The sequence below is a fragment of the Novipirellula herctigrandis genome (assembly GCA_007859835.1).
Classification (GTDB): domain Bacteria; phylum Planctomycetota; class Planctomycetia; order Pirellulales; family Pirellulaceae; genus Novipirellula_A; species Novipirellula_A herctigrandis.
The window spans coordinates 5,126,551-5,146,841 of record SJPJ01000001.1; the positions used below are offsets into that span (position 1 = coordinate 5,126,551).

At 53.0% G+C, this 20,291-nt stretch carries 17 protein-coding genes and 1 pseudogene; 5 read left to right on the forward strand and 13 right to left on the reverse strand.

Annotated elements, in window-relative coordinates; all coding sequences use genetic code 11:
- Nucleotides 1-15: 15 nt before the first annotated feature.
- The 13 genes from CA13_RS18640 to CA13_RS18705 form a co-directional block, all read right to left on the reverse strand.
- The gene (locus CA13_RS18640; RefSeq protein ID WP_146399144.1) at nucleotides 16-561 is read right to left on the reverse strand and encodes a hypothetical protein; all 546 of its coding nucleotides are present in this window, start codon (nucleotides 559-561) and stop codon (nucleotides 16-18) included.
- On the reverse strand, nucleotides 551-1,915 hold the full coding sequence (locus tag CA13_RS18645; protein ID WP_146399146.1) for a hypothetical protein: 1,365 nt from the start codon (nucleotides 1,913-1,915) through the stop codon (nucleotides 551-553). The genes CA13_RS18640 and CA13_RS18645 overlap by 11 nt, the downstream gene beginning before the upstream one ends.
- Before the next feature lie 129 nt (nucleotides 1,916-2,044).
- Nucleotides 2,045-2,854, reverse strand: a complete 810-nt coding sequence (locus CA13_RS35360) for a hypothetical protein (protein WP_419194550.1) — start codon at nucleotides 2,852-2,854, stop codon at nucleotides 2,045-2,047.
- 32 nt (nucleotides 2,855-2,886) lie between these two features.
- Nucleotides 2,887-3,936, reverse strand: a complete 1,050-nt coding sequence (locus tag CA13_RS18660; RefSeq protein ID WP_146399152.1) for a hypothetical protein — start codon at nucleotides 3,934-3,936, stop codon at nucleotides 2,887-2,889.
- Entirely contained in the window at nucleotides 3,937-4,638 is a 702-nt protein-coding gene (locus tag CA13_RS18665; RefSeq protein WP_146399154.1) for a prepilin-type N-terminal cleavage/methylation domain-containing protein, read from the reverse strand.
- On the reverse strand, nucleotides 4,635-5,066 hold the full coding sequence (locus CA13_RS18670) for a PulJ/GspJ family protein (RefSeq protein WP_146399156.1): 432 nt from the start codon (nucleotides 5,064-5,066) through the stop codon (nucleotides 4,635-4,637). The genes CA13_RS18665 and CA13_RS18670 overlap by 4 nt, the downstream gene beginning before the upstream one ends.
- Nucleotides 5,066-5,572: a prepilin-type N-terminal cleavage/methylation domain-containing protein gene (locus tag CA13_RS18675; protein WP_146399159.1), complete on the reverse strand. Its 507-nt coding sequence runs from the start codon at nucleotides 5,570-5,572 to the stop codon at nucleotides 5,066-5,068. The genes CA13_RS18670 and CA13_RS18675 overlap by 1 nt, the downstream gene beginning before the upstream one ends.
- 10 nt (nucleotides 5,573-5,582) lie before the next feature.
- The gene (gene gspG / locus CA13_RS18680; protein ID WP_419194551.1) at nucleotides 5,583-6,053 is read right to left on the reverse strand and encodes a type II secretion system major pseudopilin GspG; all 471 of its coding nucleotides are present in this window, start codon (nucleotides 6,051-6,053) and stop codon (nucleotides 5,583-5,585) included.
- Between the two features lie 37 nt (nucleotides 6,054-6,090).
- Nucleotides 6,091-7,296 carry a type II secretion system F family protein gene (locus CA13_RS18685; protein WP_146399161.1) on the reverse strand — a complete coding sequence of 402 codons (1,206 nt, stop codon included), beginning with the start codon at nucleotides 7,294-7,296 and terminating at the stop codon, nucleotides 6,091-6,093.
- On the reverse strand, nucleotides 7,296-8,996 hold the full coding sequence (locus CA13_RS18690; RefSeq protein WP_146399163.1) for a GspE/PulE family protein: 1,701 nt from the start codon (nucleotides 8,994-8,996) through the stop codon (nucleotides 7,296-7,298). Before CA13_RS18690 ends, CA13_RS18685 begins: the two co-directional genes overlap by 1 nt.
- Nucleotides 8,996-11,662, reverse strand: coding sequence for a secretin N-terminal domain-containing protein (locus CA13_RS18695; protein WP_419194552.1), 2,667 nt, complete (start codon nucleotides 11,660-11,662; stop codon nucleotides 8,996-8,998). The genes CA13_RS18690 and CA13_RS18695 overlap by 1 nt, the downstream gene beginning before the upstream one ends.
- A gap of 88 nt (nucleotides 11,663-11,750) precedes the next feature.
- Nucleotides 11,751-13,217, reverse strand: coding sequence for a DUF1501 domain-containing protein (locus tag CA13_RS18700; protein ID WP_146399167.1), 1,467 nt, complete (start codon nucleotides 13,215-13,217; stop codon nucleotides 11,751-11,753).
- Between the two features lie 122 nt (nucleotides 13,218-13,339).
- Nucleotides 13,340-15,154, reverse strand: a complete 1,815-nt coding sequence (locus CA13_RS18705; RefSeq protein WP_146399169.1) for a DUF1800 family protein — start codon at nucleotides 15,152-15,154, stop codon at nucleotides 13,340-13,342.
- A gap of 415 nt (nucleotides 15,155-15,569) precedes the next feature.
- On the opposite strand from CA13_RS18705, the gene CA13_RS18710 reads away from it, so the two are divergent.
- The 5 genes and pseudogenes from CA13_RS18710 to CA13_RS35365 all read left to right on the forward strand — a co-directional run.
- Complete coding sequence (locus tag CA13_RS18710; protein WP_146399171.1) at nucleotides 15,570-16,316, forward strand: CDP-alcohol phosphatidyltransferase family protein; 747 nt, start codon at nucleotides 15,570-15,572, stop codon at nucleotides 16,314-16,316.
- Nucleotides 16,317-16,603: 287 nt separating this feature from the next.
- A complete protein-coding gene (locus CA13_RS18715) occupies nucleotides 16,604-18,916 on the forward strand; it encodes a peroxidase family protein (protein ID WP_419195124.1) in 2,313 nt (770 codons plus the stop codon).
- A 176-nt stretch (nucleotides 18,917-19,092) separates the two neighbouring features.
- A complete protein-coding gene (locus tag CA13_RS18720) occupies nucleotides 19,093-19,305 on the forward strand; it encodes a hypothetical protein (RefSeq protein WP_146399175.1) in 213 nt (70 codons plus the stop codon).
- A 48-nt stretch (nucleotides 19,306-19,353) separates the two neighbouring features.
- Complete coding sequence (locus CA13_RS18725) at nucleotides 19,354-19,611, forward strand: hypothetical protein (protein ID WP_146399177.1); 258 nt, start codon at nucleotides 19,354-19,356, stop codon at nucleotides 19,609-19,611.
- Nucleotides 19,612-19,728: 117 nt separating this feature from the next.
- Nucleotides 19,729-20,291, forward strand: a pseudogene (locus CA13_RS35365) (hypothetical protein); the annotation flags it as partial.

Genomic DNA, 20,291 nt, shown 5'->3' on the forward strand with positions numbered 1-20,291 from the left:
AACTAACAAACAGCTTCACAAGTCGCTTATGGGGGAAAATATCATTTGGGTCAAGGTCAGCCGCACGTTCCAATGTTCTTCTTGGACCAAAGGATTCGTTCGGGGCGTCAAACTGAGGTCTCGGACTGTCATGCCATTCTCGGCATCCCGCAAGGCACTTGAAAACAGGATGACCTGCTTTAAGGTCAGGTCTTGCAGTACCATTTGTGTGGCACGCAATTGATAGGCGGTTCGACCGACACGGCTCGGGGCTTGGGGGTCGACCGACAGCAGCGACGATGGTCTGATCTCAGCAGCGGAAAGTGCTACATCGACTCGCCTCGAGATACGATCGGGAGGCTCAACTTCGAGCGAAGCGACTCGAGGTCGGTGGCGTGCTTGTACGATTTCCCGTGCCCATTTCTGCACTTGGGCGGCATCGTCTATCGTGGCACCAGAGGATCTTCGGGTCGAGGCGTATTGGTGGTAGGAAATGAAAAGTCCAAACAGGGCTGCCAATGCAAGCATTGCAGTGACCCACGTTGGATACCGAGTCGTGAAAGCATTTGTTTTATCTCCCATCGGCTGGCTCCGTTGTAGGGGCAGTTGACGGTGAAAAGGTTCCGCGAAGGCTGGTTTGAATTCGTCCCCTCGATCCGCGAACGCTAGAGGGAGGTTCTGTATGAAACCCCGCTGCTTCCAAAGCTCTTGAAACCGTTCCTGCTTGTTCATGTGACCCCAGATCGAGGTCGAGAACAAAATCACCATCGTTGATACGTATCGAACGTACCGCCATCGCAAGATCCGGCGGGAAGGCGTCGGCCAGCGGAACAAGCACATCGATCGCGTCGATTGGCTCTTCAACGCCACCGCTCGTTGTTCGTTGCCCGAGTGCCTTGATGTGTTCGCTCTTCATCCGTTTGACGACCGCTCCCGAAGCCCGTTGATTCGGAAAGGTTTCTTGGAAGACTGCTGCGATGGTTTCGGATGCTCCATTACCACGCGAAGCGTACTGCGATGCTTTCCAACATAAGGCGGCACATGAGACCAGCACCGCTGAAAAAAACATGATCACAAACGCTCTGACGGAGCTTCGGATGGCTCTTAGTGGGTCGTGTTCTGCGAGCGTTCCGCGGCGCAGATCAAACCATGCTTGACGCTGATGCGAAAGCAAGCTTTGTGAGGCGGCGGCCAGCGAACCGTTCCAATCCACTTGGATCCTTTCCACTTCAACCGCATTCACCGCCGATGATTCACCATCTTTATCGATTGCATCGTCTGACTGGATCCATAGACGGGGAGCCTCGATGTCGAGCAGTTCAGTTTGCATTTGCAGTTCTTGAGAAAACGCTTGGTTGTTCGTCGAGCATTTTCCCCAGGCAACGGGCACCGAGTTGGCAATCGTAAGGAATTCCAACCAATTCCCTGGCCCCTGCGTTTTTCGGATCAGTTGGACGGTTGCCGGAATTTTCTGTGCCGCGATTAAGTGTTGATAAACCAATAGCGACTCGGGGACAATGTGATGTACCTCCAAACCACGATGCTCGAGTGCATCGAGAAAAGAACGCAACGGAGTGGTTTCAACGGCGGCACATATCAATGTGCCCCCACGGGGCAGGAAGTCGACTTCCACTGCTTCCGCGTCAAGTGGCAAGACAGCTTCGATTGCGAAACGGATCGAATCATGCGTTGGCTCCGCATCCAACGCACCACGAGCGATACGGACTAAGTAAGTGATTTCCGATCCCGTGCAAACAACGAGTTGTTTGCGATTGATCGAGTGCTGGCTGACAAAAGCGTCGACCGCGTTGGTAAACCGCTCGATCGAATCAATCGAGTCTGCACCCTGTTCACAGTCGAACTTTACCAGTTCGGTGACATCAGGTTGAGCAATGGATTGCAGAAGCGATCCTTGAGGTGACCAGCGAATGATCATTCCTCGGCGTCCTTTTTGCCGAGCCGAATACAAATGCCTCGTTTCCGCCTGCCACAACTAATGTGATCTCGGTTCCCCGAGGATGGCCAGTAGGAAACGGTCGTGGATGGAAGTTGGGTGCGGACGCTATTAACCATTGAGGAATTCCAATTCGTCTTCAAGATTAAATTGAGGGAATTCCTCGGGGCGGATGGGGGTGCGGTCGTTGGGGATGTCGTCGTCCAAGTGTTCGTGCCGCTCAAGCCCATTCTGCATTGGCCCATTCTGCATTGGCCCATTCTGCATTGGCCCATTTTGCATTGGCGTATCTTGCATTGGCGTATCTTGCATTGGCGTATCTTGCATTGGCGTATCTTGCGATGCGCGGTCCTGTGACCGATCCATTACCTTGCTTTCGCTGTTGAGCATTAAGTTTTCACCGACCACGAGTTGAATTCGTTGGCCCTTATACTTTACCCATACTCCGGCGCTATCGATGCTTTCGACAAGCACACCCTTGGGCAGCAAACGCAAACGCTCGCCCACGCCTTGGAAGGCGAATTGTCCTTGACGGTCAGTTGCAATGGCTAGGCTGCGGCCTGGCTCAACCACCGTTCCTACCAATCGGATGCCGGTATCGGTACGAATCGGTACCGCAGGCACAACGTTTGGCTTAACGATGATGCGAGGTGGCGTCGGCGCGACAGGCCGCGCCGGTGGTTTGGCGGACAGCAATTTGCCCTGCAGAGATCGCGACCAGACGGCTTCGAGGTGAGATTGCTCGAGAGAAGGATTGGCGGAGGACGAGGTTCCTGATCGCGACAGGGGTCGGTTGGCCGATTGCGATACCACGGTTTCAATGGGGATCACGCCCCACGTCCCCATTCCCATCAAGGCAACGCCCATCGCGACGCTTCCGCCTCGTAGGTATTTCCGGATGGTGGAAGTGGAGAAAAGCATACGTTGGTGCATCCCATGAAGGCTTGTTGAAACTAGGGGAACTCAAATCCGATCGTCCTTTGCAGACCTGTTTCGTCGGGCATTCGGATCGTCAATTGTTGTCGACGGGTATTGCCATCACTTGCCTCAATCCATAGCGACGCACACTGAGAACTGTCGGCGAGCAGACGGCTGAGTTGTTGTCGGTCTTTTTCGTTGGTGACCGTTTGTCCCAACAGGATGTTGATCTGTTGCAGCGACGCACCGCGAATGCGTTGTTGAATCCGTCGCGCCAATCCATCTTGAACAACATCGCGGCAAATTGCAATGATTGCCTCGTCGGAAGCTCGCCAAACATTCAGCCGTCCACTGCTCCAAAGCGTCACACCACGTGTCATTGCTGCGAGTTGACGAAGGTCGCCCGCACCGGAACTGATTGCCCTAAAATCAAAGATATCGCCCCAACTAACCAACGCGGGGGCAAGGTTTTCAGGGTCCAAAGTCACGGATTCGTCCGCAGCGACGTCGCCCTCCTCATCCCCGTCGGTTCCTAATCGAGACGCTTTTTGTTGGGAGTCAGTCGCGGTTTCGACATTCTGACTACGCCGGCGAGGTTGCAAGCGGACCGAGCGGAAATCTCCCAAATTGATCAAATCGCGAAGCGTTTTTTGGCAGGCCGCTTCGCCTCCCAAATCGTATATCACATTGAGATTCGCCTTGGCGTCCTCGTCGGCGAGAATCAAAACAAAAGTTTGGCTGCCCAAACGAAGTTGATCGGAAACGAAATTTGGAAACGCTTTGCGATTGCCGTCAGCCTCTGCCGCGATCGCGTCACTTTTCAGCATGAGTCCCTCGGCCGCCGGAAGAATTGCACGTTGGCAACTCAACATTCCCCACGTTTGCTGTAACGCTCTTTGACGTTGCAGTACCGCTATTCGGGCTCGCGAGCTTGACCGCGAAACTTCGGCCAGAGCGGTCCCAAGCAACACAATTGCAGCCAATACGATTAGCAAGACAATCCCCATGCGTTTGCCGGGGGTTCGCGGAGTCCATCCATCGCGGGACGGGCAACCAAGTCGATTCACATCTGGGCTTTGAGCCATCTAAAGCTCCCAATGATGATGAATTGTTTCGTTCAAAACGATGTGTCCGTTTTCATCGAGAATCCGTACCTGAACGGTCTCGGGCATTTGATCGGTGGCCGCCGACACATTGTCTCCAGACAAAAGTTCTGCTTCCTCTATTTCGCTGAGAGCCCCGATAAGATTGCTGGACACCAACATTGCCGAGACACCACGCCATACAGGTTCACGGCTCACTTCCAACCATTGCCCCGTTCTTGGATCGACTCGCCACTGATCACGGAACAACCACCCAACGCCCTTGTCGGATGGGCGAACGTCATCACTCGACTCTGCAGGAATACTTTTCGAATGCGAGAAAGAACGAATCACACGATAACGGACCGATGCGGGTTGTTGTGTTGACAGCAGTGCACGAGTATCTCGATGAACATTGCCGCTCAATAAAAAGCCATCTGGCAATACGGAAATGGATCTTGAGAGCATGATGTCGCGACGCAGTTGGTCGGATAACAACTCATTTCCCTGGAGTTGTTCGGCGAATCGTATCGCGTCATCTCTTAGGCTGAGTGTTTGCCGAGTCACAGAAATGAGAACGAACATCAATACAGCGGATAGAACCAACGCGACGATCATCTCGATCAAAGTCAGCGCTGATCGTCGCGAAAACATACGAACGGCGCGATGACCTACTTGCTTGGTCCATGGAAAAGTGACTCTCAAAGGTTGGCTCCCGTGAAGGTTACGCTTCGCACGAACTCGATCGAGGATAGGACACGTGGCTCGGTTTGGTTACCCGTTTGTTCCCACACATTGAGTCGAATGATCTCGGTTGGCACACCGCAAACCATTCGCTGAGAGACGACACGCGTATTCCATCCCATCGTTGGGTGCTGGGGGATTCGTCCCGAGTCCGCACCGGGGAGTCCGGTGGAGGAGTCGAGCCATCGAGCGAGCAAATCATCCGCGACCTGAATTGCTTGTCGCTGTCGCGAAGCAAGAGCTAGAATCGATCGGTATCTCGACAAAGCCGTGAGCGAACTGACCACCAACAACGCCATCAACATCAAACCGACCAGGACTTCTAGTAGCGTAAACCCATGTGGGTGCCGGTGCGTCAAACGGGTAAGTTTTGCAGAGTATCGATTCATTACATTGCCCCTTTTACCGTGTCCAGCAACGCCGTCATTTCGTTTTCGTTGTCGATCGAAAACGCTTGGCCGCTGATCCCCAATAGGATGATCCACGAACGCATTCCGCGTGCGTCAACGATTTCCACAGCGTAGGTTGGGCTTTGGCCTGATGAAACAAAGGTGACTTCGGAGACCGAAGCAAAGTTAGCACGGTCGGTCAGCATCAATAGACGGTTAATTCGCATCCCAGATGGCATCTGAACGGTTCGTTGAGCGAGTTCGAATTGGATCTGTTCGGCCGAGGATTGCACGAGTCGGCCTTGCCGGGGGCTTCTCCGCGCCGCTGCGCGTTCTTGATTGTCCAGGGCAATGATTTGAGAAATGACCCGTTGTCGTGCTGCGAGTGTCATTGAACTCTGAATTGAGAGTAGACCGATTCCAGAGACAATGACCAACAAGACGATCACGACCATCAATTCCAAAAGCGTAAAAGCAAGGCGTCCGAAAAGCAGTGCTCGATGCATCCGCTTACGCCTAGCGCCCACTATCGAGTTCCTCGCTGCTAATGTCTTGGTCGCCTCCTTCGCCTCCCTCACGAGCGTCTCCGCCCAAACAGAGAATTTCAAACGGTGAATCGGCCGCGGGACTAATGTATTCGTAGTCATTTCCCCAAGGGTCCTTGGGGAGTTTTTTTAGAAATCCGTCTGGGAAGTTGGCGGTGCCTTCGGTCAGAACCGCAACGCCCTCTTCATTGCTAGGGTAACGAGATTGGTCGGCATAGAATGTTTCCAGCGCGCTCACGATCGTGGCAATTTCGGCGCGGGCTGCGTTCTGCTTGCTCGCAATCAAGTAGCTGCGTGTTTGAATTGCCACCAAACTGCTGAGCAGACCAATGATGACCATCACCACGATCAACTCGACTAGCGAAAACCCAGAACGCTGAATTTGTGAGGCAGAGCGTTGAAAGAGTTGATTTCGCGTGTTCATACGGAATAGCTTTTGCATTGATTAAGCGATTAGAAAGCGAGAGAAAAGGAACGAATCAAACCATCTTGCCAGCTTGAAGGATCGGTAGAATTGTCGCCACAAGCAGGAACCCCACCATCACTGCCATAAACAAAATCAAGGCAGGTTCGAGCAGCGTGGTTAAACGTGTCGAGGCGACTTGCACCTGATGATTATAGTCTTCGCCGAGCCGAATGAGCATCTCATCGAGTTCGCCGCTGTCTTGCCCGACCGAAAATACACGGACTGCTAGCGGAGGGAATACATCATACTTGGAGAGTGAATTGGCTAAATTTCTTCCCGCCGTGAGGTCTTGTCCGCATTGTTCAAGGCAATCACGAATCACTCGGTTTTGCGTTGATCGCGAGGCGAGTTCCAAAGCTTGGCTGAGCGGAATTCCGCTTCGCAGTAATACGCCAATGATCATTGAAACTCGGGCGACATGCTGTTTGGTCAGAATCGGTCCCAAAAGGGGGAGCTTTAGAACAGTGCGGTGAATCCAATGTTGACCGTTGGGGGTTCGTGCAAACGCAATCAACGCTGCAACAGACAGGGACGCCAATAGAAACAGCTTGCCGCCGTGGTTCACCAAAGTCTCGCTAGCGAATTTTGCAACACGCGTTGGCCAAGGAATTTCGTCGAGCGTTTCTTGAAGGTTCTCCAACAGTGGCGGCAAAACCCAAGTCATCAAGAACACCATTGCCGCGGTCCCAAACAACAATAAAAACACTGGGTACATCAGGGCGGTGGCGATTTTGTCACCAAATTCCGACATGCGTTGTTTGAAATCTGCCAATTCATCAAGAACCACTTCAAGCGTTCCGGCATTTTCGCCGACTTCGACGAGTCGAATCGACGCGGCATCAAAGATACCTGGTTCATCGGACATTGCCTCGGCAAGTGAACGTCCTGCCGAAATCTGATCGTGAAGCCGCTTGAGCGAGTCGCGGAACGTACCATGGTATTGGCCGGCAAGAATCTCTAAGGCTTCGTCAACGGAAATCCCGGCGCGCAACAGCAGTGACAATTCGTGTGCAGCACCTCCCCATTGATAACGTGCCCGATGTTGCCCCAGTGCTTGCCACCATGAAGTTTTGTTGGAGCTTTCGATCAACGAAAGGGAGTTCACCTGAACGCCACGACCACGTAATTGGTCACGACTTGCGCGCGGAGAGTCGGCGGACACCGTTCCTTTGATTCGGTCGCCTTGTGCATCAACACCGGAGTACCCGTAGATTGGCATTACAGTCCCGTTGGTGCTCGGTTGGGAATACCATCGGTGCCAAAATTGTCACTCAGTTGAGTCACCCGCACAACCTCTTCGAGCGTGGTGAACCCTTGTCGAATCTTATCGCGTCCGTCACTCGCTAGCAGCGTCATGCCAGAGGCGATGGCCGCGTCGCGAATCTGAGTTGCACCGCTGCGGTTTTGGATGTGTTGCCGACACGCTTCATCAACCACTAATAATTCGAACAGTCCAACTCGCCCAGAGTAGCCGGTTTGGCGACATGCCGGGCATCCAACAGGTATCGCCTCGTTCGTTTGACCATTCGGTTCGTCGGTTTGTGCATTCGGTTTGCGGACTCGGCACTTGGTACAGAGGGTGCGAACGAGTCGTTGGGCCAAGGAAGCGACCAGCGAACTGGCTACCAAGTAGGGCTGGACACCGAGGTCCAACAATCGCGTCACCGCGCTGGCGGCATCATTGGTGTGCAGTGTGCTAAACACCAGATGCCCCGTCAGGGAAGCTTGAATCGCCATGTTGGCGGTTTCCGCGTCGCGTATTTCACCGACCATGATAATGTCAGGGTCCTGTCGCAGTAAACTTCGCATGCCCGATGCGAAGGTCAAACCTTTCTTTTCATTGATTTGGGTTTGGCTAATACCGTCGAGCTGATATTCAATGGGATCCTCTAGCGTAAGAATGTTAGCTTGCGTTGAATTGAGCGATTGTAGTGCGCTATAAAGTGTGGTGCTCTTTCCGCTGCCCGTTGGTCCGGTAACCAAAATCAAGCCGTGGTCAACACCGATTAGATTTTGCCAACGCGAACGCATTGAATCGGGCATTCCCAAATCATCAAGTGTGTAGCGACGGGCACTCTTGTCAAGCAAACGAATCACGATCCGTTCGTTGTGGCTCGTTGGAAGTGAAGCAATGCGAAGATCAACCACACGGCTTCCCAATTGAACGGTGGCGCGGCCGTCTTGCGGAAGACGCTTTTCAGCTATGTTCATCCGGCCGAGTACTTTGATACGCGTCAACACTTCTTCTTGAATCGTCTTGGGGATTTCGAACGTGTCGAACAAAACGCCATCAACTCGTTGGCGTACCTGCAGATGATTCTCGTACGGTTGCACATGCACATCCGACGCACCGGCAACCACGGCATCAAATAGCAATTGATTGACCAGCTGGATCACAGGGGCACGCGTGTTTGAATCGAGCAAATCTTCGCGACTCGATAGTAGAGCCAATTGATCCGCAAGTTGGTCCGTTTCGATTGTGTCGAGGACGCCGCTCGCATTGCTGCCGCGATCGGAGTATGCGCTGTCGATTTTCGACTGCACTGTCTCTTCCGTGGCGAGAATGACCGAAACATCGACACCAAGCCGTCGAGAGAGAATGTCTCGTTGGGCCCATGCATCGGTGCGGCTGAGTGCCAGCACGATATGGTCCTGGTGGTCGTCCGTGTCCGTCGATTGCGGTACTAACCCGATCACACCGTGGCCGCGAGCATGCCCAATCGGAATTGTCTTTAGGAATGCAGCGGATACGGTCCATGAGTCAAGAGACGATTCGATGGGAATCGCCAAACGCGTGGACAATTCGCGGAGTTTTTCAAACGCCGTCCGCTCTGCAGTCCCGTGACTTTGTTCACCTTCCGGAACAAAGCGACTCGGGTTGGAGTCTTCAGGAAGGGACGGGCTTGCAGATGACGTCATTAATGAATCAACTCGGGGCGGCTTGTTGGATAGTCTCCTGGTAAACAGGACTCGTTCAGTTCATTTTGTGATAAGTACTTCAAGTCGGCAAACCGGGAATCTCTCAAAACGACCGGGCGAATGAACAAAAAGAACGATGTTGTACTATAGTTGTCATCGGTGCGACTGGTTAGCTCTCGAATCACCGGAATGCGTTCTGCCCACGGAATTCCCGAAAAATCGTTCGTTTCTCCCATCCGTTTGAGTCCCCCCACGACGACCGTTTTACCGCTTGGGATTGTGACGATGCTGCCGACGCGATCAATTTGGCGTGGTGGGGGCAGCCCGTCGGCGCCCTGCCCCGAGAAGGTGCTGAACTCCACGTCGAACTCGAGCTGCAGGTGGTCATCCTCGTTGATATGCGGGGTCACCGTGATGATCGTCCCGGCTTGTTGATCGCCCCCGAGACTGGTCGTGGCGACGGTATCTGACGCATTCACACTCGAAAACGGTACGCTGACAACGCTTTCCAACGTTCCCGTACTGTTGTCATTGACCAATATTTTTGGAGCCGCCAAGACGCGTGAACGTTGGTGCTGCGCAAGTGCTCGGACGACCACGTCGGCGACTTCGGGGTCGATCAAGGTGCCATTGAATCCGAGTCCAGGAATGATGCGGAGTGCGCCGGTGTCAGGATTCACCTCGCTCAGTCCGAATGACGAAAACTTGAACAGTCGCTTCACCCCCTCGCGATCTCCGGCTGAAACCTCCACTCCCAAGGTGTAGTCGTCTGTCGTACTGACGGCGACCACTTTGGCTTCAATCAGCACTTGTGGTCGACGCTGGTCGAGCGACTCGATCAACTTGGCGTACATCGGTTGAGTGTTTGCAGGGGCATAAACGATCAGGCTGTTGGTGGAAATGTCCGCGGAAACACGAGCGCCGCCGGGAAGGGTGGCGACGCCGCCAGCACCAAAGCCACCACCAAGCGTTGAACCAAGTTGACCTGATGCGCGAAGTTGACCGGCTCCAAACTCACCCGCTCGCATACCATTGGCTGCGTCATTCGTACCACTGCGACCCGACGCCAACGTCGGACGCGCTAAAGGGTTGCTTTGTTGAGTGGCCAGAGCGGTTCGGGTACCGGAATTGGGAGTCAACGGCAATTGCGTAATCGATGAATTGTTGCCGAGTGCGCCCGTGTTACCTCCCGCGTACCCCATGGCAGGATTGAATACGCCAGGCAATCCCGTGGTCGGAAAGCCTGCCTGAGCCACACCGCCGAATGGCCCATAGAAGTTAGCATTGGTTTGGTAACCTGCACCGACTGCTTCTTGGAGAGCCAACAGCGAATAGAGGACGTCAATTGCGCTCGCGTTTTTCAGTTTGTAGAATTGGATGGGGCTTTCATTGGAATCGACTGCCGTGTCGAGTTCGCGGATTAGTTTTTCGATCTGGCGGTGAACGTCCGCCGGCGCGCGGATGATCAACAAGTTGCCTTCTTCATCAACCGTGGATTGGTAGGCTGATTCGGTGTCGTTGGGAGGCTCGATAAAGCCACCAATCAATCGATTGATTCGCTCGGCCGTCGTATTGCGGATTCGATAGACTGCGGTGGTCACCCCCAATTCAATGTCTAGCCTATTGAGCAGTTGTTCGGCTTGAGAAACCAATCCGGTCGAACCGGCAATGATAATGCGATTGCCTAGCGGTTGAGGGACGATTTCAAATTTCGATTCATTACTGTTCACTGACGATTTTGTTTGTAGCAAACTCTCGACTTGAACGGATAAGGTTTCAGCCGATTGGTGCTTCGCTTCGTAGATGAGGAAGCCGGCCTTCCCGGCGGGTTGATCGACTAGGTTAATTAGGTCGGCTAACGTATCGATGGATGCAGCATAGTCGGTCACGATCAACGTGTTGGATTCGGGAACGGCAGCCAAGTTGGCGCCCTCGCCACTGAGGAATGGACGCAGAACGTCGGCGACGGAGGTTGCCGCTAAATTCTCCAAAACGAACACTTGAGTGATCGGCGTGGCGGGGTTGATCGATTGAGACAAGGGCGCGGTGATATTTGCGGTGATTTTCGTGGGGGGCTTGGCATTGGGGTCCCTGGCGAGCGAGCCACGTCGGATCTGCGATAGCGGAGCCATTTCGCGAACCTCGACAATTCTTTTCCACCCTTCGCGGTCCGAGTCAATCAGAGCCAGGCCCTCGGTTCGCAGAACATTACCGAGCAAAATGGGTAACGATTCAATCGGGATCTCTTCCGGAGTGCGAATCGTGATTTGCCGCTTGGCGATTGCTTCATCATATTCGAACTTGATATTCAGACGCTTCGACAAATAACCGACCAAAGCGTCGAGCGCGACTTCTCCCTGTAGGTTCATGCGAATGGTCGAACCGTTTGTCTGAGGCCCATTTTCCAACGGGTTGTTCGGAACGTCTTCGACGGGAAGTGGTGCGACGGGAAGTGGTGCGGAAATTGATTCGGGGCCGCGTAGCTGATTTGCGGTCAACTGGCACCATGCGGGTGTTGCGCTGGCGATCACAAGCAAAATCGCCGATCCAAAACGAAACACACGCGAAGGAGCGGGGTTTTGGCGACTTGAAACGACGTTCCGCTTCCTCCGCGTGGCGGTCAGAACCGGTTTGCCAGCAAAAACAACCACGAGAAAACACCGCATTATGAGAAAACAAACGAATACCGTCTGGTGGACTAGCAAGTTTCCCACTGCGGCGTCAACGTGTTTCCCGCATTTCACGAGGTGGATGCTATAGGAAACCCAACGGTCCCGTGGACGCACCACCAGCATAGAAATTTCGGATGTTAGGCAGGACATCTTCCAAATCTTGGTTATTTGCTATCCCAAACCACATCGCTAATTCAGCGTTGTATTCGTCTACGGAAGTGGTGGGGATTAAGCGGCCGCGTCCAACATCTTGGTTGTTGTCTGGAGCCAATGATTCGGGATAGTTTCCATAGACTTTTCCGCCCTTGACTGCACCACCGACGACAAAGTGGTTGCCGCCCCAAGCGTGGTCGCTGCCATTGCCGTTAGATGTCAGTGTGCGTCCGAAGTCGGAAGCAGTGAACGTCGTCACGCAATCCGAAACGCCCATTGCCTCCGTTTCCTGATAGAAGGCATCGATCGCGTCACTGACCATTGGCAACATGCCTTCTTGGTTAACGAGGACCTCATCATGGTGATCCCAACCGCCGGCGGAAACGAAGAATATTTGCCGACCCTGACCGATGGTGGAGCGTCCATTGATTGTCTTTGCTACCATTTTTAATTTGTCGCCCAACGAGGTACTTGGAAAAGTAATGGACGTGTCAGCACTGGTTGCGTTGTTGAATTCCAAGGCTGCATCAATGCTGACTTTTTTCGTTTTTGCAAGCGTGCGCTGCAAGAGATCGCTATAGATTTGGCCCAGGGCATCGTCAGCAACCGAGGGATACATATCATTGATGAGGCGAGTATAGATTCGATCACGTACGTTGTTGGATCCATATCCATACAATGAAGTGGCTCCGTTTGAGTTCACCACATAAGGAACAACATCATTTCCCGTTTGGAAAATATTGAGAGAACCAAGTGCCATGTTCATCGAAATGTTGGGATTGCCGTTGGTTGTGGAAGACAACAAGTCAGCCATGCGACCTCCCCAGCCTGTTACTTGTGAACGTGACTGAGGCACGGAGGTTTGCCAGTGCTGGATTAGGTCCGAATGAGAGAAAAGACCAAGGGGCAGCTTCACTGTGTCATAGTTAGCCTTTGTGGTGGGGAACACGAGGCTACCAACATTGGCGACAACCGCAGCGTTGCCAGCATTATAAAGCAACTGCATCTTTTCCATGCCCTTGTGCAATCCCAGTGTGCGTGAACTGGGATTAGCTATATCGACATTGATCGGTTTCAGTTCTTCACGCGGCAACGCTAAATTGGAACGTATGGCCGCGTAATCGTCATACTCCGACTGCACATGCGGGGCGACCACATTAAAACTATCCACACCGCCGAGCAGGAAAACGCAGACCAGCGCTTTATAGTCAGAGCCGTCGGCTTGATCTGCAACAGCCGACTGAGTCAATTGAAGATTGAGTAGTTGCGACAAGACGGCGGTGGACGATAACGCTCCGCAGCCACCTGACCATTTCAGAAAGTTACGACGGGAAAGCGGATTGAGCGACAATTCAGCGGGCTCGTTGTTACGGCGATTTGAAAAAAATTTGGACATGATTCGGATGCTTCCAATTTGAATTGATGAGATTTTGAGAAGTACGCTCCGCTGGATTGCCGTTCCGGCCGAGCGACACCGTTCGTCGTGTCAGTGTGACGAACGAATCAGATCGGTACTCGCTATTCGACGATCATAAATGCAGGCGACATCAGCACGGACAACAAAGCGCCGCGCGCCAGTTCGGTGGTGTTGGTAACGCCGTTATCGATTTCTTCCTGGACTGCATTCTTCAATGCGTTACGGAACGCGTTGCTCATCGTTCCCGCGCAAAGCGTCAAGTCGAGGTGCCTCGCGAGTGCGTCAGCGTCATTCGCTAAGTCGACTTCCGTCGAAAAGTCCAAGGCAATGTCGACTTCCACTTTTCCTGTGGTGGTGTTATTCACCGGCGTGTAGTCTGCGTTTGAATCAGCGATGTCGGATCGATAGCGATTGGCCATTTTGTTAGCAACAACTGCGGTCATCAATTGAAATTCCGGTGTGTACAAGGAACCATTCGGAATCCGCCGTGAAGGTGTATAGCCAGTAATGTAACCGGCGGGTTGGAACGTTGGCGAATAGAAATTGAACACGCTCGGGGAGCTGAATGGTTGTTGGGTCCAATTGCTTCCCAACCCAGGAATCTTGTACCAACCATCTGCTTCAGGTTCGCCAAACCGACGAAGAAATGCGGCGTACATTACCACGGGTTCGGCTAGCCGATTTCGTTCGGTTCCGGTTCCTCGAACTTTAACCCGCAACGGGCTTCGAGTGCTGGTGACACGGATCGAATTCCATGCTTCTCGGTCCAACAAAATGGCTTTGACGACTGCCTTAAGGTCACCGCGCACGCCTTGTCCATTGTCGCGAAAGACAGCCGAAACACGACGCAGGTATGCCTTGGACGGATTCGAGCGTACGAGTCGTTGAATGAGCAACCGAGAAATGTTGGGAGCCACATTGGGGTGAGCATACAGATGATCCAGGCCCGCATTGATATCGGCGATACCATCCGCATTGGCAGGTAACCTGTAGCCATCGAGAAGGATTTTTTCATCGGCATCATGTGCGTCATTATGCATAATCATCGGATCCCATAGGTTTCCGGTGTAATTATTGATATTGGTGGAACCAAAATAGTTCAGGCCCGTGAACAAACGAGCAAATGCCTTGATGGTTTCATTGGAGTAGGTGGGAATATCCTGGCCCGCACTGTCTTTCTTTAAAGTGCCATCTTGTCGGAGCTTGTAGAGACCGATGGAGAAGAGTTGCATCACTTCGCGAGCGTAATTTTCGTCTGGGAATGTACCTTTTGTGGGGTCGCCCTTGGCGTTCCCCCGATGACTTAGGTAGATCCCCATGATCGGGCTGAAGGTGACGTCGCCGAGGACTTCTCGATAAGTATCATCACTGTTCTCTAGCAGCATGTCGTAGTAGTTACTTAGGCCTAGCCAACGGGGTTGATCCCATGCATCTTCTGCAGATCCATTGAACCCTGCCCCGGTTTGGCCTACCACGCATATTTGAATCAGAGCCCATGCGATTCTTTGCTTGAGTTGGTCCGGGGCAGTGATCGCGTTGTGCCACCAAGCGTGGTAGCGATAGCGAGTGATGCCAACACCGTTCATGTCATCTTCCCAACCATCATCGGCAATCATCGCTTGAGCGGTTGGGACATGCAAAGTCGGTTCCATCGCGAACTGTGCATCGATCCATTCCGACGCCGCGTTTTGAACACCGATTTCCTTCATGCGCGCTGTTAACGAGTCGATCTCCGCTTGTGTGGGACCAAACGTGCACCGCTGTAACAATTGTGTCGCACGCACACGAACCATGATGTCGATCATCTCGGATCGGTCTGCTACATCAAAGTTGCCCGCAAACGCGGTTTGAAAACCAAGTGGAATCGTGACTAAGAAAAGGGACAGCCAAAGAATGGACTTAATGCGCAGTACCATGCAGTGTCTCCGTGGTCGAGAACTTCGATAAGTTCAAACTCGCAGACGCAAAGGCATCTGAGCTTGAAAGGAAGAGGATAAGTCTGAAGGGGATAACCTGGCGGCAGCGATTATGCGGGTTCTGTCGCCCTTGAGAGGTTTTAGCGTAGCTGCTAGCGATTTTGTGGTCAAGCTAAAGCGGTGATATTCACTACCATTGCAATTGGTGGGTGTGGCGTGGATACCCCGAAAGGGCTGTTTTGCAAAGCTGCCGAAAGAGTCGCGACGGTCGGGAGGATAGAAAACGTTTGCGCTCGATTCGCTGGGTGGCCGGTTCGCTCGTTGGGCCTCCATTCTTTGATGGCACGGTTTCAGCGCAGCATTCCACGCGCGTCGGTCTCTTCATAGGAAAGACCTTCAATCAAGGAATTTCCAAATGTCCAAGCGTGTTTCCCATAGCCTGCTCGATCCGGTGATTGGCCCACCGATGACTGCGTTGTATCCCTATCTACAGATTCCAAAGTGGTTTCCACCTGAAGGGATCGTTCTGATTGGCCATTTGTCGGCGATATCAGCGGCGATTGGGCTGGCATTTTCAACTCGGTTTTGGTGGGGCGGATTGCTCGCAGCCGCAGGGATCGTCGGCAACCATTTGGCAGATTGTGTCGATGGCAAACATGCTCGTGCAACCGGCCAATGTCGTAACGGCGGCGAGCTGCTTGACCATTTTACCGACCCTCTCTCTTTCACCTATTGGATGGTTGGGTTGGCAATCGCGTGCGGACGGCTTGATTTGGGATTGGTGTCGGTGATAGCACTAATGTCGATGGCGGTGTTGACGAACCTGCGTGCCAAATTGACCGGCCAATTTACGTTGGCGGCTTTTGGCCCGACTGAGTTCAAAACCCTGCTTGCCGGTTTTGGTCTCACCATCAGCGCTGCGGTACTGTATTCGCCCTCCTCCGCGACGACGCTTTGTCTTGTGGTGCTGAGTGTTTTATGTGTCGTCGGCATTGTTTTATTACCGATCCAATTGGTTCAGTCGGTCCGCGAAGTTAATCAATGTGGCGAGAAACCCGATACAAGCGAATGGGAAGTATCGCGATCCAATACGGCGGAAACTCAATCGGATGCGACGCAGAACATGATGCGAACGGAACCCATTGGCTCCAACGATGGTTGAACGAGAACGGCAGCGACTTACCCCGAGCTTTTTCTCGAAACGATGTTACGGCTGAAATTTTTGTCCTGATAGGGCCGGTTTGCGGTTTTCCAACCCTGATGCCCCAATGCCACTTTCTTCGCCGGTGGAAAACGGACCTGTGAGTCGAAATGTTGGGAAGAGTCGTGACATTATTCCGTTGAATGTTCCCTTTTAGTGAAGGACGCGTCAGTTCTCTTCACACTCCTCACAACGAATGGGACATCCTTATGAATCATTCCCACTCACCTAATCGGCCTCGCGGTTTGATGCAGAAATTGCGGTCATGGTTTCAAGCGAAGCCTGAGCGTCGATCACGTGGACGCCGGAGCCGGCAACTTCGCGCTGAATCGCTCGAAACCAGAAAATTGTTGGCGGCGGATTTCTTTCACAATCAACTGATTCCCGAAGACGTGAATAATGATGGCCGAGTGTCCGCCCAGGATGCCTTGGTGGTTATTAACCAGATGAACCGACATGCCTCACGCGATATCGATACCTTTACTGATGTTAATCAGGACGGGCAACGCTCCGCAGTGGATGCATTAATGGTTATCAATCGCCTCAACCGCCGGGATTCAGGTGGCGATCGGCTGGCTCCTCCAATCGAAGACCGACTCGATGGTCCGGTTGAGAATCCTGTTGATATTCCAACGGACACGCAAACCGGAGATCCAACCTCGGACCTCTCCGATGAGGTTCGCTCGATCGATGGAACTGGCAATAATCTGGAAAATCCGGCACTCGGCAGTACCGACGAATCGCTTTTGCGGGTTGCCAATGCGGACTATGCCGATGGGATTTCTGAGCCCGCCGGCGAGGATCGTCCAAGTGCTCGCGAAATCAGCAACACCGTGTCGGCTACCGACCTTGAAGGTACTTCTAGCGAGCGTGATTTGAGTTCGTTCTTATTCATTTGGGGACAGTTTCTTGATCACGATATCGATGCTTCTCACGCACAAGAAGGTGACGAAGCGGAATCCTTTGATATCGAAGTCCCCACCGGCGATCCGCTGTTTGACCCTTTTAGTACCGGGGAACAGACCATTCCACTTACACGATCAGCGATTGCCGAAGGAACAGGAACCTCAATCGACAATCCGGCTGAGCAGCTCAACGCCATTACCGCATGGATCGATGGTTCGCAAATCTACGGCAGCGACCAAGAGGTTGCCGATTCGCTTCGTGAGTTCGTCGGTGGTCGCATGCTGATTAGCGAAGAGGGTTTACTGCCGACCGACGACGCGGGTAACGTGCTCGCCGGTGATATTCGCGCTGCTGAAAACATTGCACTGACTTCGATGCATGCCTTGTTCATCCGTGAACACAATCGAATCGCCGATGAACTTTCCACAGCGAATTCCAATTTGACGGATGAAGAAATCTATCAGGAAGCTCGCGCAACGGTGATCGCAGAACTGCAATCGATCACGTTCAACGAATTCTTGCCGGCTTTGCTGGGTGAAAACGCGATCGCAGACTACACAGGTTACGACGCCACGGTCGATCCGTCGATTGCGAATGAATTCTCGACTGCTGCGTTCCGTTTTGGACACACGACGATCAATGACACGGTGGGATTTGTTGGAAACGACGGTTTGGAGGTGCAGGAAGCAATCTCGCTAGCAGAAGCATTCTTCAACCCTTCTTTGTTGGAGGAAACGGGCATTGATTCGATATTGAAGTCAGGTGCCTCGACCATTTCGCAAGAAACGGACTTGGAGGTTGTTGATAGTTTGCGCAACTTCTTATTCGGAGCACCTGGTTCCGGAGGTTTGGATCTCGTGTCACTCAACATCCAGCGAGGACGGGACCATGGACTTGCGGATTTCAATTCGGTGCGCGTTGCCTATGGATTCGATGCGTATGACTCGTTTTCCGACATCACCAGCGATGTTGAGTTGCAAGGAAAGCTCGAAACCCTTTACGGTGACGTCAACAATATCGATTTGTGGGTTGGGCTGATGGCCGAAGATCATGCCAATGGAAGTTCGCTTGGTGAAACGTCAACACTGATTGTCGCCGACCAGTTTGAACGGTTACGTGACGGTGATCGTTTGTGGTATCAAAACACACTCAGTGGGAGCGAGCTTCGCGAGATTGAGAATACCACATTGGCGGATGTGATCGAGAGGAATTCGAATGTCAATTCATTGCAGGCCAACGTGTTCTTCTTCGCTCCTACCATCGTTGGAAAGGTGACAGCAGCAGACGCGATAGCTCAAACGGATCAATCACAAACACAGCTATCACAAACACAGCAGGCTCGACCACAGCAACTTGGTCGTCAGGATGGCACCGACCGGGGACGAAATGATCGCCCGCAGCAGAGCGGTTCTATGGACGTACCGATGGCGGGAATGACCATCGAATTGCTAGATAGCGAAGGCAATATGATTGACTCCACGGTCACCGATCAGAATGGTGTTTACCGTTTTGATTCGTTTGACAACACGGGCGAATATCAGATTCGGATTGCTTCCGATGAACCGATCGATGTGAATGGTTCAGACACGCTTAGCGTGCTTGTTTCAACAGGCAATGCCACCCTGAGAGGGTACGATTTCCAAGTGATCGTCTAGCCATACTAAAATCTATTTCGTGTTTTTGAATGAATTATCCGAAGCCAAAGTCGAGAAAATGGCGCGATCATGTATACGCTGGCCAGTGGTTTTGATGTCATCGGAAGCGGATTGCCCGCGGTGACGATTGTGGTAATCGCTGCCATCACAAGCGGAAGTGGTACGCAGAAACGAGCTTGACTGGCAATGTTTTCCTGTCGGTGATCGCGAACAAGGTGGGAATCTACACCTTCGGTGGCTACCGTTTCGCAGGCAGCCACGCGATACGTGCGGGTGGTAAACATGATGTAACCGATTCACATATGGTTTGGTCAAATCGCGAAAGTTCCTACGTCGCAACACCACTGTTTCACGATGACCACCTTTACTGGATCGACGACCGCGGCTAAACGCATTGTCTTGATGCATTAACAGGCGAGCCGGTTTACCGCGAACGTGTGCCTAAGTGGACCGGAGGCGGTCGACCCGTATACGCATCGCCCGTGTTGGAAGGCGACCGAAAATACGCGGCGAGTCCGTGGAAGGGAACATTGGTGTTGCCAGCGGAGCCGAAATTCGAAATTTGGTCGACCACCGTTTTGTCGCCCAACGTGTTTGAGTCCGATGACAGCGATTCAAGCGGGACCCCGGTGATCGTCGGCGATTGTATGGTGCTCAGGTTAGGTCAATATTTGTACTGCGTTTCGGATTTTTAGCGGCGGTTCGCAGTCGCCGCTGCAACAAGTCATCTATCGGGCCGGTTCCTGCCGGCAAAACACCGGAAAATAACAATTGACCATTTGGTGCAAATTATTTACTCGAAGGAGTTCAAGATGAAGCGAACCTTGTTTGTAGCAACATTACTGTTAGTCGGTATGACAACCCTCGTCGCCTTTGCGCAACCGCCCGGTGGTCGTGGACCCGGTGGTCGCGGACCCGGTGGCGGACCCGGTGGCGGACCCGGCGGCGGACCCGGCGGCGGACCCGGCGGCGAGGGCCCGAGAGATTTTGGCGGACGCGGCCAAAGAGGTGGAGGTTCCGAATTTGGTCCGCCACCGAATCTGATCATGGAGGCAATTGATGCGGACGGCGATCATATCATCTCAGCAAAAGAAATTGCTTCCGCTTCTGCCGTGTTAAAGAAGTTAGACAAGAACGGCGACGGCAAGTTGACGGATGAGGAATTGCATCCCGAAAGGGAAGGCGATCGCCCTGGTCCTCCACGCGACGGCAACCGCGACGGTGGACGCGACGGCAACCGCGACGGTGGACGCGAGATGGGTTCCAGTGGCCGTCCGGGCGGACCGGGAAGGGGACGAGAAGATGGTGGTCGTGGTAGTTTTGGCCGCGGTCCTGGTGCTGGAGGTCCTGGTGCTGGAGGTCCTGGTGCTGGAGG